This is a genomic window from Halanaerobium saccharolyticum (genome assembly GCF_003259895.1).
GTDB lineage: Bacteria > Bacillota > Halanaerobiia > Halanaerobiales > Halanaerobiaceae > Halanaerobium > Halanaerobium saccharolyticum_A.
Genome location: NZ_QLME01000019.1, coordinates 1 through 15,380, shown reverse-complemented (window position 1 = coordinate 15,380; position 15,380 = coordinate 1). Strand labels below are relative to the sequence as shown.

Below are 15,380 nucleotides of genomic sequence, written 5' to 3'. Positions count from 1 at the left end.
ATTACCTCCTTAAGTTTGAGAAACAATATTCAGCAAGAATATCCTCACTTAAATAGTGAGGATATTATATGTTTATCTATTTAATTAATTTCTCTAAACTTTCTTTCATTCCTTCTTTTTTAATCATTTTTAAATTATTAATTAAGGAATCAGTCAGACCAGAAAGTTCATTTAAATCTCTATCCCAGAAATTTTTATTTGCCAGCACATCTTTTCCTAATTCAGCCAGGCTAAGTTCTTCGGCTTCAAATTTAGTCCAGAGTCCAGCAAAGTATTTTAGTGCATCCTGATCATCACGAATTAAATATTTTTCTCCATCGCGATATGCAACAAGTTTACCTTCCGCTAATTTGGTTCCGTGATAAAAATGAATCAAAGAAGCTAAAGCAAAGCTTAAACGATCAGGAACCTTATCATATTCTTCAATATGCTGAACCAGTGAAGGCAATACTCTTGTTTTAAATTTAGAAGTTGAATTCAGGGATATATCAAGCCATTTATGGTCAATATATGGATTTTTAAAGCGTTCAAAAATCTTAGAGGCAAAATCTTCTAATTCTTCCTCATCTGCATCCAGAGTTGGAATAATATCTTCAAAAACTGCCTGATTTATAAATTCACCTACAAGCTCATCATTTACTGCATCTCTAACCAGATCAATACCAGCTAAGTAGGATACAGGTACTGTTGAAGTATGAGCTCCATTTAAAATTCTTACTTTAGTTGTTCTGTAAGGTGTTAAATCATCAACCCACTTTACATTCAATCCAGCTTTATGGAATGGTAATTTTTCTTTTAAGCTCTCATCACCTTCAATAACCCAGAGGTGAAAGATCTCTCCAGTATCCAGATTCTGATCATGATAACCCAATTCGGATTCCAGTTCATCAATTTCATTGAAAGGATATCCCGTTACAATTCGGTCAACAAGTGTATTTAGAAAATGATTCGACTCTTTAATCCACTCGGAAAATCCGGTCTCTAATTTCCAGTCTTCCGCCAGCTGCAGGATAATCCGTTTTAGATTATCTCCATTACGATCAATTAATTCAACCGGAATAATTACCATACCCTTATCAGCATCTCCATTAAAAGTCTGGTAACGGCGGTAAAGATAAGCAGTCAGTTTACCAGGATATGATTCTGGAGGTGTATCACTCAATTTATCGTCTTCATTATAAGTAATACCAGCTTCTGTAGTATTAGATACTACAAATTCTATGGCTGGATTTTCAGCAAGTTTTAAATATTCTTCCCACTGAGTATATGATTCAATACCCCGGGAAATTGCTGTCATTATCTCTTTTTTATTAACTTCTTTCCCATTTTCTATACCTCTTAAATAGAGAGTATATAATCCATCCTGTTCATTTAAATTAGAGATTCTACCTTCTCTAATCGGCTGCACAACAACGGTTCTGCCCTTGAAAATTCCTTTTTTATTCATAGTATGGAACATCCAATCAACAAAGGCTCTTAAAAAATTACCTTCTCCGATCTGTACAACTTTTTCTGGATAGTCAAGAACCTCAGCTGGAAAATCAGCTAATTCTGTACCCAGCAGCTCAGATTCTAAATATTCACGATCTAGCATCGGTAAATTATTTTCAGACATTATTTGCCCCCTTTAAATTTAAAAATATAAAATTCTATTTTACCCTTCGGATCTATAATACTAAAAATATACTCAAATTACAATAAAGTAATTTGTCATTTTATTCAATTATTAGCTCAATTATTGTTTGAATACATTAAATTAATTTAATTACTGACAGCTTCTAGCTTATCAGCTTTCTTTTCCTGCTGCAGTTCTCGATAAATTGGAAGATAAATTTCCTGGTCTCTAATTACACAGCCAGCTTTCTTTTTTGCTGCTTTAAGTTCTGCACACTTACTGCAGCTGATGCAGACTTTTGATTTATCCATTTCTCCTTTTTCAAAAATATCATTTACAAAATCAGGATAAGCAAATGCCTGACGACCAAAACCGGCAAGATCTGTCCAGCCAGCCGCTATCATTCCAGCTGCTGCATTAGCACCATACTGACGCAGCCAGCTAAATCCTGTTCCAAGAACCAGAGTCTGATTTAAGTTATCTCTGGTAAATTTAGTCAGCTCCAGTAATCTCTGTACCCCACGCAGTGGATGCTCTGGCGGTTTATAGCCTCCCTTATCATAAGGACGATTAACATGTGGCTTTAAATAGGGAGTGCTGGCAGTAACATTTATCATCTTTGCTCCAAGTGATTCTAAGTCTTTAATCAATTTTGCACTTTCCCCCAGCTCGGGTTCGCCATTTTTATCTGTAGCCCAGCCACCCGGTATTGCATCATAAATATTTAAACGGACGGTAATATCTATATCCACATTTTCTTTTACTTTTTTGATCGTTTCTCTTAAAAAACGAGTTCTATTTTTATAACTACCGCCGTATTTACCTTTTCTATCAAATGCAGCCAGCAGAGATGACAGCAGATAACGGTGACAGCTTTTAATGTCAACAGCGTCAAAACCTGCCTCCGCAGCCAATTCTGCAGCCTTTAAATAATTAAGCTGCAGCTGATCAAGTTCTGAATCTGTGATAATATGGAAATCGTTTTCTGCAATTGATACCGGATCAAGATCTTTATCTCTAAAAGCTATTATGTTATTTTCTCCAAAACGACCGGAGTGAGTCAGCTGAGCCACCACATAGGGATTGACTCTGGACTCTTTATTGATAAACTCAATCAGATCTTTAAATTCAGCTAAATTATCTTCTTTTAAATAAAGCTGACTCTTATTTGCTCGTCCGGCATCATCTACCGCTATTGCCTCCATCCAGATCAATCCGGCCCCACCATTAGCAAAACGTTTATACCTTCTTCTAGTTAAATCCGAAGGGGTGCCGTCTGGATTTGAATCTGCACCTTCCATTGGATGAATAGCAACTCGATTTGGAATAATCGAATTTTCTATTTTAATTTCTTTACTTAATATTTCTGTGTTCTCTGTTAAAGGCAGTTTGAAATCAATCTCAGACAGATCTGCCCGCAGGTCTTTGAGAGAACTATAATTAAATTTTTGATCTTTCATTTAATCAAATCCTTCCTTAATTAAACGGATTAAAACCAGGATAGTTCTCTACATTAACCCATTCTGTTTTAACTGTCCAGTCAATATCTAAATCAGATAATAATTTTCTTTCAGCAAATGCCTGGTCAATTAATTTATCAATTCCGGGTAGTACTGTCTGATATTCATCATTATCATTGGTAAATTCCTCTACTAAATCCTGAGGAACAGCTTTTACTTTTTGAGCAGAATCATAAGCTCCATTAATTGCTACTACAAAATTTCTTGTGTTTTCAGGTGTACAGTATAAATCTTCAATTAAAGAAAGATCTTTATCTGCTGCAATTCTGAAAACCTCTTTTTTAGGATCTAAACCTTCATTATCAAATTCAATAACTTCACCATTATTTAATTCAATTTTTGTTTCTTCATTCATCTGCCAGGTGATTTTACCCTTAGAACCAACAATTTCCATAACAGGATCTCGTTTTTCCTCTGGAATATGAGTTACATAAAAATAGATTTTCGCACCTGTAGTTGTTTCAACTTCCAGACAGGAATTATCGTCAGCCTCTATATAACTGTGGCCTCTATATAATTCAGCTCTTACTCTTTTTAACTGAGCAGAACTATGCATATCAGTACCTGCAATAAAGATCATATTATTTAAATAATGGGCAAATGCATTGTGCATTGGTCCATCTAAAACCAGCTGACCCATTGCTATACTTTTTCCGGCCCACTCATTACGATCATAATATGATTTAAAACGAGGCCAGAAACCTTTAGCAGCTATTTCTTTAAGTTCACCCAGTTTTCCATCTAAAATAAACTGCTTGATCTTTCTAATTGTATGTGAGTGTATATACTGAAAACCTATAGAACAAAATCTACCAGTTTCTTTTTCAGTTCTTATCATTGCATCAATTTCCTGTACTGTGGGTGCAGGTGGCTTTTCTAATAAGATATTGTAGCCTGCTTTCATACCCTTAATTGCCATTTCTGCATGAGTCGGAATTGAAACAGGTAAACCAATAACATCTACACAGGCTTTACCTTCTTTTAATAAGCTCTCATAAGTACTAAAAATAGCTATACCCTTATGTCTTAATTCTCTTACTTTATCAGCGTTATTCACCTGATCATTTACTACCACAGCTGTCAATTTCATTTTACCTTCTGCCTCTAATTCTTCTATATTACGCAGATAACTTCCAGCAAAATTTCGCACACCGACAACTGCAAAACCTACTTCTGACATTCAATCTACCCCCTATTTGTTATATCTTTCTTTAATTATTTAATTTGGAGTGTTAAAACTGTGTCTAAGATTACATAATTCATTGTAACTAATTAAATATCTAATTTCTAAACATATTTTTAACAATAATAATATTTTCAACATTATTTAAGTTAAATATATATTGATCAATCAATACCGGAAAAAGCTACACCATCGATTAAATATCTCTGGAAGAATATAAAGAGAATAATAGTTGGCAGAATTGACAGGAATGTCATTGCAAACATTGCTCCCCAGTTTGTAATCGCATTTGGATCAGAGAACATTTTAAGTGCAATTGATACAGGATATTTTGTAACACTCTGCAAATATAACAATGGTGTCATAAAATCATTCCAGGACCAGTAAAATCTAAAGATTCCAGCTGTAACTAATACCGGCTTTAAGTTAGGCAAAATAATCTTGAAGAAAATACCAAACTTACTGCAGCCATCAATTTCTGCTGCTTCATCCAGTTCTTTCGGTATTCCTCTGACAAACTGCACCATCAGAAATGTAAAAAACGGAACAGGTAACATCTGCGGCAAAATTACCGGTAAAAATGAACCCACCCAGCCCCACTGATTGAACATTATGTATTGAGGAATTCTTAAAATCTGCCCCGGAACTAAAACAGTTGCGATCATAATTGCAAACCAGAATTTCTGTCCGATAAATCTGGTTCTGGTAAAACCAAAAGCAGAAAATGATGCTAAAATAATCTGACCTACTGTAGCTGTACCAGCAATAAAGAATGAGTTTCTAAAAAACACTGCAAACGAAACTCCTCCAAAACCTCTCCATCCTTCCAGGAAATTACTAAACTGCATTGCTTGAGGCCATAAAGTAGCACTCAACGCATTACCTGATGTTTTTAATGAGCCAGCTACCATCCAGAGTAAAGGGTAAAGCATAAAGAAACAAAAACCGCCTACCAATACATGAAATAATATATTTTTAATTTTTTCTTTTTGACTAAAGGTTAAATTCATCAATTATTCTCCTTCCGACTCATAGTATACCCATTTGTTGGATGTTTTAAATAAAACGATAGTAACAATGGTTAATAAAACAAGTATAATCCAGGCCAGGGCTGAACCATAACCTAAATACCCATTGGAAATACCTTTTCTATAAAGATAAACAGCGTAAACCAGGGTTCTATTTAAGGGACCACCCTCAGTAATAATATAAACCTGAGTAAAGACCATAAACATCTTAACCATCTGCATAATCAGATTAAAGAAAATAACAGGGGTTAAAAGTGGTAAGGTCACACTGAAAAACTGCTGTATTTTCCCGGCTCCATCAATTTCTGCAGCCTCGTACAATCCTTTAGGAATCTGCTTTAATCCGGCCAGGAAGATGATCATCGGTGAACCAAACTGCCAGGCAGCTAAAATAATTATTGTCCAGATTGCATAATCAGGATGACCAATCCAGGAAATTCTATCTCCCATAATTCCCATTGCAACAAGAAAATCATTAAAAGCTCCCTGTGAAGAAAATAACTGTCTCCAGATTACTGAGATAGCAACACTTCCACCTAGAATCGAAGGTACATAATATGCTGCTCGATAAAAATTAGTAAAGGGTCTTGCCTTTCTAAAAACAAGAGCCAGAGCTAAAGCACTTGCCAACCTTAAAGGTACCGCAAAAACAACATAATAAAAAGTTACCTTAAGTGAAGTCCAGAATTTGGGATCATCAGTAAAGATTTCAATATAATTGCGAAGTCCTACCCAGCTGGGATCACCTACAATAGTATATTCAGTCAGAGAATAATATAATGATCTGAGTAAAGGAAAAGCTAAAAAAGCCAAAAAACCAATTAACCAGGGCAGAATAAATACATAACCTGTCAAATTTTCTTTAATCCACTTCTTTTTGTTCATTCCAGCATCTAGAGAACGTACTGAATCTAGTGCTCCAAATTTATTATTCAAAAATCTCCCTCCTTAAATGTTAGTACAAATTATAAGCTAGTGATTCATCAGAAATCACTAGCTTATAGAATTTTTATCTTATTTTATTTTTCTTTTGCTATTAAAATAAGTTTTCTTATCTTGAAAGTAATTTTGTTGCTTCTTCTCTGAAATCTGCTGCAGCTTCTGCAGGAGTTTTCATGCCATAAATTACTTCCCAGTACTGATCAGCAAAAGCTGTAGTTACTTCTGGATCAGCAGGTGGCTGTAAAGGAAGAACTGGACCGGCATTTTCAGCTGCTACTTCAATAAAATCAAATACAGCCTGATCATATTCGTCAGCATCAGCTTTAAGAGCTGTTCTTATTTCACTATTTGTAGGTACTCCACGATCTGTACCAATTACCTTACCAGCTTCAACATTGTTGAACCAGAAGTTTAAGAATGTCATAACTTCTTCGGGATGTTCAGTAGTTCTAGCAGCAGTCATAACCATTGCAGGTTTCATAAATCTACCTTCCCGAACCTGACCCTCTGCACTTGGATATAGGAAAGGATGTAGGAGTTTGCCAGCACCATTAGAAATAGCTACTAACTGATTACTCCAGTAGTTAGTTGCAGATGCAGCTTCACCCTGAGTTACAGGATCCTGTTCAATTGCATTGGCAGATTCCTGTCTCTGCATAGCATCCTGAACTGCACCAGATTCGATTAATTCCAGATCATAGTTCATATAATCTACAAATAACTGATCATCATCATAACCTAAAGATTTGCCATCTTCACTATAAAAATTCTGACCATGCTGTCTTAACCAGACAACAAAACCATTTCCTTCCTCTTGAGAAGCAGGAGTTGCAGCACCTAAAATTCCTAATTCTTCATGTAACTTTTTGAGCATTTCTGCTCTATCTTCCCATGTATCTTCTGGGGAAGGATAGTCTACACCAGCAGCATCAAATAACTCTTTATCATAATAACCTGCAGGAGCATTAACACCAGTAGCAAGACTCATCTGCTTCCCATAAGCTCTACCCATTTCCAGGTAAGATTCACCAATTTTACTAACATCTAAACTTCCATCTTCAATATAAGGATCTAAAGCTAATAGCTGATCGTTTTCAACATAACTTGCCATCATTTTTCTTACATGCTGAATAATATCAGGTAAGTTATCTCCAGCTGCCTGAGCATTCATCTTATCCCAGTAGCCACTCCAACCAGTATATTCTGGCTGAATTTTTATGTTCGGATATTCTTCTTCAAACATTTCAATTACTCTTAAAGTTCTTTCGTGTCTGCTCTGTGAGCCCCACCAGGCAAAACGTAAAGTTACCTCTTCATCCTGAGCCATTGCAGCCACACTAAGTGATAAGGATAACGCAAATGTTAAAATTAATACTAAAGCTAAAGTTTTTTTATTAAACATTTAATTTCCTCCTTGGAATTTAATTGAATCTTAATTTGTTCGTCTTCTGAGTAATAAAAATAAATTCTTTTCTTATAGACTTATTAATCTTTCTGCAGTCTGACAAAAAGATCAGAGAAAATTTGATGTCCCCCCTTTTTTTGACGTATTAAATGTAAATACAGTCTTATAGCCTTATCCTTAAAGATTATCTGTAAACTTGACTTTGGAAAATGTTTTCCATCAAATTAAAAATTATTATGAATTTTTTGATAAATACTAACAATCTTATTTAATTAGTACTCAATTAAGAAGTTCTATAAATCCAGACGAATTCATAAGTCAAATAATTAAGTCTTGGAAAACAATTTCCATGAATGAAATAAAAAAGCAAAAATATTATATTCACTAACACTATTATAAATAATTGTCTGTTAATTGTCAAACAATTTTTTAAATAATTTTTAGTAATTAAATTATGGTATTCACATAAAGCCTATATGAAGTCTGAAGTAACAGCCCTTATTCAACCTAATTTTTTTACTGATTTTCTCTTTATCAATTGCATTTCGATATTTATTAAATCAGTAATTTGATCAGAGGTTAAACTTTCCAATAAATACTTACCTATATTAGTACCCAGCTGATGAATTGGTAAGGAGATAGTTGTTAGAGGTGGATAGGAATACTTTGCTTCTGGTAAATCATCAATACCTACCACAGAAATATCAGACGGCACTTTAATCCCCTGGTTATTCAGTTCCCAGATTAATCCCAAAGCTGTAGCATCATTGGCACCCACAACAGCTGTAATCTCATCAATTTTATCCAATAACTTTAAAGCAGCTTTTCTTCCACCTTCAAAACTAAAATCGCCTGGAAAAATTAATTCATCCTCAAGATCCAAATCATGTTTGAGCAGAGATTCTTTTAAACCTTCTCGACGCAGATAACTTGTATAAAGTTTTTCTGGACCATCAATGAAAGCAATTTTGCGGTGTCCATTTTCTACAAGATAATCAGCAATTATTGCAGCTGCTTTTTTATTACCAAGACTAATATTGTTTATATCAAATGGATGCGGAGTTACACCAAGTAAAACTGTACCCTGACCTTTTAATTGTTCAACAATAGAATACATTTTCTTTTCATACTCTTTATCCATTAGTGCACCACCAGCAAATACAACAGCATCAGCACGATTAGCTTTCAACATACTAACTGCATAAAGTTCCTTTTCTACACTGCGGCTGGTATTGTAGATGTTTACAATATACTCATGACCGGAAATAAACTCTTCTATCCCCTTAACCATTTGGGCAAAATATGAATCACAGATGTCATGTACAATTACCCCAATTATGTTTGATTTATCACTTTTTAATCCCTGAGCAATTCTATTAGGTGAAAAATTTAATTTTTCAATTGCAGCTTCAACCTTTTCTGCAGTATCCTTACTAACAGGGTGATCACTATTATTTATAACTCTGGAAACCGTTGTTGGCGAACATTCTGCAAGTTTTGCTACATCTTTGATAGTTACTTCTTTATTAGCCATGATAAACTCCTTCCAAAATAATATCATTTATAAGCATAATTCTATCATAAAATTATAATGCTTTCAATCAATATGGAAAACGTTATTATAATTAATTTTGACAAATAACATAAAATATAATAAAATAGATTCTGGAGTCAGTTGTCTGACGTCTAACAAAATTTTAATTTTTATATAAAGGAGAATCAATTATGAATCAAGCATTTTTAGCAACTATTTCTGGATTAATAGTAGGCGGTCTTTTTTCTTTTCTAAAATTACCAATTCCTGCTCCTCCAACATTATCTGGTGTAATGGGAATAGTAGGAATTTATATAGGATTTATGTTAACAAAAACAATATTTTAATCAGAAAAAAGGCCCTCTTCTAGTTTAATATGAAGAAGGCCTTTGATTTTTTATTCTAATTTTTTCAATTTTAGAAAAACTTTTTAGTTTAAATTAAATCAGCTCACCATTTAAAATAAAAAGCCTGCACAGTTATATCACTACAACTTTGCAGACTTTTATCTTGAAATTCTTTGATTAATATAATATTTGAAATTTATACATCAAATTTTTCAATTAGTTTTTCTAAATTCGAAGCTCGATTGGCTAATTCATCAGCAATTGATGCAACCTCTTCTACAGAAGCTGACTGCTCTTCACTGGCAGCTGCAACTTCTTCTGCGGAAGCAGAGGTTTCTTCAGAAATACCGGCAATGTTTTGTGCGTTTTCAGATATTTCCTTACTAAACTGATTGGTATTATCTACAATTTCTGCTGATTTTCTCATTCCTTCGTTTATTTTCAATAAAGTATTTTTAATTTCCTGGAAAGTTAAATTAGCTGACCCAACAAGTTCTTCTCCATTTAAAATCTCTTTTTCACTTGTTTTCATTTCCTTACCAACCGATGCTGTTGTTTTGGTAACCTCATCAATTAATTTTTTTATTTTATCAGCTGAAGAAGATGATTCTTCTGCTAATTCTCGTATTTCATCAGCAACAACGGAAAACCCTCGTCCAGCTTCTCCTGCTCTTGCGGCCTCTATAGCTGCATTTAGTGCTAACAGATTGGTCTGATCAGAAATATTATTAATTATATCAATAATACTCCCAATTTCCTGTGAGATAGATTCTAAATCAGAAATATCATCAGCAACTTCTCTCATTGCTTTAACTATCTCCTTCATCTGGGTACTTAATTCTTTCATTTTTCCTGTTCCTTCTTCAGTAACCTGATTCATATTTTCAGTTAGTTTTTCAACTTCTTCATTAGTCTGGTCAAGCTCATCTATCCCTTCCGATAACTGCTGAATATTTATTGAAACATCTTCAACATTTTTAGCCTGTTCATCAGCTCCAGTAGCAACCTCCTGGATTGAAACTGCAACCTGTTCTGAAGTACTGCCAACTTCTCTGGAACTTTCTTCTAAATGAAGAGATGTCTCTGTAACCTGATCAGAAGTATCCTTGATATTGTGTACCAGATTTTTTAGATCTCTAATCATTTGATTAAAAACATGTCCCAGATGTCCTAATTCATCTTTACGCTGGATTTCTAATTCTACATCCAGATCACCATCAGATACCTTCCGCATCTGTTCTCCGTAATGCACAATTGGACGCACTACGTTTCTGGTAATATAGAATACTATTACAATAATTAGAACCAGCAGTACAATAAGCGATAGTATAATTATCTGTCTTAAAACTTCTCTGTTGGCACTATATGCTTCTGCAGCCGGAATCTGAGCAAAAACTGCGGCATCTATTTCTTCTATTGGTCTGTAAGAAGCAAGTCTCTCTTCATCCTGATATTCATACTCAATAAAACCTGACTCACCTGATAAAGCAGCAGCTGTATCAAAAAGTTGAGTAACATCAAAGCGGTCATCAACCATCTGCTGATCGGGATGGGCAAGTAATTTGGAATTAGAGTCAATAAGAAATGTATAACCATTTTCTCCGACAGTAGTTGTTCCCACGAGTTCACTAATTCCTGCCAGAGAGATGTCCCCCGCAATTACTCCGACCAGGTTACCACTATTATCTAAAACTCTCCTGGCAACTGAAATAATTAAATTTCCACTTCCAGCATCAACATATGTATCTGTCCAGACAGCCTGATCACTATTTTCTGCATTTTGAAACCAGGGTCTATCTCTGGGATCAAAATCAGAAGGAAGCTGCTGATCGGGTACGATTATCATTTCCCCATCATTTTTCCCTAGATATAAACTTTGAAACTGATCGTAATTATCTGCAACTGATTGAAGCAGTTCATTTATTCCAGCTTCATCGGCATCTTTAACAACAGTCTGATCTGCTAAAAGATTTATAACCCCTTTATTTTCCTGTAAAAATAAAGATATTTCCGATCCCATCTCTGAAGCAATCCCATTATTTCTTTCCTGAGCCAGCTGAGCAATTTCTTCAGTCACTGTATTATTAATTAAATAACCCAGGCCACCCATCCCCAGTATTATCACCAGAGAAATTATTGCAATAATTTTAACACTTAAACTCTGACTTAATTTAATTTTTTTCAAAAAAGACAAAAATCCTTTTTCATCTTTCAAAATATCCACCCCTATAAATGATTAATTTTTAAAATATCCATTAACCTTAAAATGAAAATACAACATTATTCGACTTAATAAAACAAAAAGTTGCTTTTTTCTTAATCTGTACCTATTCTATTAAATTTAAGCAATAAAAGCAAATTTATAGCTTAATCGATTATTAAATAAGTTTTACTCTTTATAATTTAAATCGAGAAATTGACTCTGATAATTCTTCTGCCATATCTGCCAGTTCCTGAGAAGCAGTAATAATTTCGTCTGTAGCTGCATTCTGTTCCTGACTGGAAGCTGCAACTTCTTCTGCATTGGCTGCTGCTGTTTCGCTCGCAGAAGCAATTTCTTTAATGGCTTTTTCTACATCATCACTATTGGCAGCCATCTCATCAGCTTTATTATTGATATTATCGATAATATTCCGCAGTATCTGAGAGGTATTTTCAATCTCTTTAAATATTTTCCCACTATTTTCTATAGAATTAACACTAATATCTACAACTTCTCCTGTTTCTTCCATATTTTCTACAGATCTTCTGACATTCTGTTGAATTCCTTCTATCAGCTTTGCTATCTCATCTGTGGCCTGATTTGATTCTTCTGCCAGTTCTCTTATCTCATCTGCAACAACTGAAAAACCTCTTCCAGCTTCTCCTGCTCTAGCTGCCTCAATTGCTGCATTTAAGGCAAGTAAATTTGTCTGTGAAGAAATATCTTTAATCAAACTTACAATTTCTCCAATTCTATTCGAAGATTCAGCTAATGAATGGATAGAATTTTCTACCTGCTGAGAATTACTTTTAACTTTGTTAACTTTTGTTACTGACTCTTTGATAGAATTATTACCTTTTTCTATATTTTCCATTACATCTACTGACTGTCTATCCATAGCATCAGAAGAAGTGTTAATCATTGTAATTTGTTTGATTAATTCGTCCATAGTGGCAGAAGTTTCTTCAACCTGAGCTGACTGCTCTTCAGTATTAGAAGCAACTTCCTGGATTGCTTTACTTACCTCATCTGCACTTTCTCCAACCTGGTTTCCACTTGCCGAAAGTTCCTCACTTGAAGCTGCAACTCGATCAGAAACATCTTTGACATCTAAAATCATTGACTTAAGATTTGTGATCATTTCCGAAAATGAATTTGTTAACTTACCAATTTCATCCTTACGCTTTAAATATTTTTCATCAATATCTAAGGTGAAATCACCTACTGCTAATTTTTGAGCCACTCCTGTAACATAATTAAGTGGACTGGCAATATATGATGCAATAACAATAGTAACTATAATTCCCAAAACTAAAGCGGCCAGAGCAACCATCAGACTGATATTTCGTAAAACACTTAAAGCACTTAAAACTCCTGAACTATCAGCAGTGACAGCTACAGACCACCCATTTAAACTAATAGGATGATAGGCTATTACCTTTTCTTCTCCATTTAGTTGATAATACTCATAGTTTTGCTCTCCATTTATCATTCTATCAGTAATATTCACCAGTTCTGAACTGCTTTCTGCCAGACTTTTATTAGCAATAAACTCACTTTCGGGATAAACAATTGTGTTTTTATTTTGGTCAATTATCCACCCATATCCATGTCCATTGATTTCCATTTCCTGAATTAAATTATGTAGATAATCTGTAGACACTCTTGCTGCAATGACCCCCAGTAATTCTTCATTTCTATCCAGAATAGGGGCAGCAATGCGAAAAAAAGCTGCTCCTGTTTCTTCATTTATCACTGGTTTGGAATAGGCAACCTGCTTTTTTTCTATAACTTCTTTAAAAAAATTGGAATCTGAAATGTTTATTGTGCTGCCATCTGTAACATTTGCTTCTCCTTCCGGATTAGCGATAAGATAATTATTTATATTTGGATTTTCTACTCGACTTAAATACGGCTGCTGCTGATATCTCCAGAGCATACTCTGAATACTATCGTTTTCAGCTAAATTTTTAATAAAAACTGTCATTCCCGAAAGCCATTCATGAACTATATCTGCATTTTGGCGGACATTGATTTTCGCATTATTAGTTATTGAAGCTTCCATAATATCTGCAGATTGATCATAAAAAATTATTGAGCTTCCCCCTGCAATTAAAACTACTAAAATTGAAATAGCTATTAGCATTTTCCCTTTGATCGAATATAATTTTTTTAACATTATTTAATTTTCCTCCCTGCTCGCTTAACTTTATCTACTTTTTTTGCTTATTGCAATAAATTATATCACAAAAACTAGTTTTTTCAATAAAAAGAAAAAGGAATCCCCGTATACAATTAAAAGTTATAATTGTATCTAAAGGAATTCCTGCAAGATAATAAATTATTAATTTACTTTTAAAATTATTTATCTTAAATTAAATCGAAATTAAATTCTGTTATTGTCCTATATTTTTCTCCCGGCCGCAGTACTGTAGAGGGGAAATTATCGTGATTTGGAGAGTCCGGATAATGCTGAGTTTCCAGACAGAGAGCTCCGCGTTTTGAATATTCTTTATCCATTTTACCGGGGCCATTAGGATTAATACCATTACCACTATAAAATTGTATCCCTGGCTCGGTTGTCCAGACTTCCATCTGCCTGCCGCTGTGAGTTTCTATAACTCTTGCAGCAAGTTCTAAGCCCTTACCTTCTCTATTTAAAACCCAGTTATGATCATAGCCACCGGTGAAGTTTAACTGTTCAAGATCTGCATCAATTTCTTTTCCTAATTCTCCAATAGCGGTAAAATCAAATGGAGTATCTTTTACCTCTCTAATCTCACCTGTAGGTATCACACCCTCATCAACAGGAGTAAAGTGATCTGCATTTATATATATAAGATGGTCTTCTATTTTACCTTCTCCCTGTCCTTTTAAATTAAAATAACTATGCTGAGTTAAATTAACCACTGTCGGTTGATCTGTTTCGGCTCTATATTCTACTCGCAATTTATTATCTTCACTGAGAGTATAATAAACTACAGCTTTTAAATTACCAGGAAAACCACCCTCACCATCTTCACTTAAATGTGTTAATTTAAGACCTTTTTCGCCATCAATTTCAGTCTCTTTTGCTGTCCAGAGTTGAGCATCAAAACCCTCTTCTCCCCCATGCAGACAGCAGGGATGTCCGGCCGGTTCTTCATTAATTTCCAGCTGATATGTATTGCCTTCAAGCTCCAATTTACCTTCTGCAATTCTATTGCCATAGCGACCAATTAAAGCTCCAAAATAATTAGTATCATCAAAATACTGCTCCAAATTGTCATAACCTAGAACAATATCATCTAAGTTCCCTTCACGGTCGGGAACATAAAGCCTGACTATAATACCACCATAATTTGTTATTTCTACTCTCATTCCATTTTTATTTTCCAGAGTATATAAATCTGCACTTCTTCCATCTTTTAGTTTCCCAAATTTCTGTTTACTAATACTTATCTCACTCATCAAATAACCTCCAATTTTTACTATTTATTATTCAACTTTATTTTAACCTATATATAACGCTTAATTGTATAATGAACTTGAACTAATTAAAAATTTAATAAAAAAATGCCCATAGTGGCCCAAACTGTAATATAATTGAATTACCACAAACAA

At 34.3% G+C, this 15,380-nt stretch carries 11 protein-coding genes; 1 reads left to right on the top strand and 10 read right to left on the bottom strand.

What is annotated here, in order from left to right; genetic code table 11:
* Window positions 1-76: 76 nt before the first annotated feature.
* From C7958_RS11295 to C7958_RS11265, 7 genes are all read right to left on the bottom strand, one after another.
* Window positions 77-1,615, bottom strand: coding sequence for a tagaturonate reductase (locus C7958_RS11295; RefSeq protein ID WP_111572787.1), 1,539 nt, complete (start codon window positions 1,613-1,615; stop codon window positions 77-79).
* 146 nt (window positions 1,616-1,761) lie between these two features.
* Entirely contained in the window at window positions 1,762-3,075 is a 1,314-nt protein-coding gene (locus C7958_RS11290; protein WP_111572786.1) for an oxidoreductase, read from the bottom strand.
* Between the two features lie 16 nt (window positions 3,076-3,091).
* Window positions 3,092-4,315 (bottom strand): Gfo/Idh/MocA family protein, encoded by a 1,224-nt coding sequence (locus tag C7958_RS11285; protein ID WP_111572785.1) that lies wholly within the window; start codon window positions 4,313-4,315, stop codon window positions 3,092-3,094.
* Window positions 4,316-4,482: 167 nt separating this feature from the next.
* On the bottom strand, window positions 4,483-5,328 hold the full coding sequence (locus tag C7958_RS11280) for a carbohydrate ABC transporter permease (RefSeq protein ID WP_111572784.1): 846 nt from the start codon (window positions 5,326-5,328) through the stop codon (window positions 4,483-4,485).
* 3 nt (window positions 5,329-5,331) lie between these two features.
* Window positions 5,332-6,282, bottom strand: coding sequence for a carbohydrate ABC transporter permease (locus C7958_RS11275; protein ID WP_208320759.1), 951 nt, complete (start codon window positions 6,280-6,282; stop codon window positions 5,332-5,334).
* A gap of 115 nt (window positions 6,283-6,397) precedes the next feature.
* A complete protein-coding gene (locus C7958_RS11270; RefSeq protein WP_111572783.1) occupies window positions 6,398-7,690 on the bottom strand; it encodes an ABC transporter substrate-binding protein in 1,293 nt (430 codons plus the stop codon).
* A 505-nt stretch (window positions 7,691-8,195) separates the two neighbouring features.
* Complete coding sequence (locus tag C7958_RS11265) at window positions 8,196-9,227, bottom strand: LacI family DNA-binding transcriptional regulator (protein WP_166668532.1); 1,032 nt, start codon at window positions 9,225-9,227, stop codon at window positions 8,196-8,198.
* Window positions 9,228-9,418: 191 nt separating this feature from the next.
* On the opposite strand from C7958_RS11265, the gene C7958_RS11260 reads away from it, so the two are divergent.
* A complete protein-coding gene (locus C7958_RS11260; protein ID WP_111572781.1) occupies window positions 9,419-9,574 on the top strand; it encodes a XapX domain-containing protein in 156 nt (51 codons plus the stop codon).
* 196 nt (window positions 9,575-9,770) lie between these two features.
* On the opposite strand, the gene C7958_RS11255 is transcribed toward C7958_RS11260, so the two are convergent.
* The 3 genes from C7958_RS11255 to C7958_RS11245 form a co-directional block, all read right to left on the bottom strand.
* The gene (locus C7958_RS11255; RefSeq protein WP_243834334.1) at window positions 9,771-11,798 is read right to left on the bottom strand and encodes a methyl-accepting chemotaxis protein; all 2,028 of its coding nucleotides are present in this window, start codon (window positions 11,796-11,798) and stop codon (window positions 9,771-9,773) included.
* Window positions 11,799-11,970: 172 nt separating this feature from the next.
* Complete coding sequence (locus C7958_RS11250) at window positions 11,971-13,956, bottom strand: methyl-accepting chemotaxis protein (protein ID WP_111572779.1); 1,986 nt, start codon at window positions 13,954-13,956, stop codon at window positions 11,971-11,973.
* Between the two features lie 191 nt (window positions 13,957-14,147).
* The gene (locus C7958_RS11245; RefSeq protein ID WP_111572778.1) at window positions 14,148-15,227 is read right to left on the bottom strand and encodes an aldose epimerase family protein; all 1,080 of its coding nucleotides are present in this window, start codon (window positions 15,225-15,227) and stop codon (window positions 14,148-14,150) included.
* Window positions 15,228-15,380: the final 153 nt, after the last annotated feature.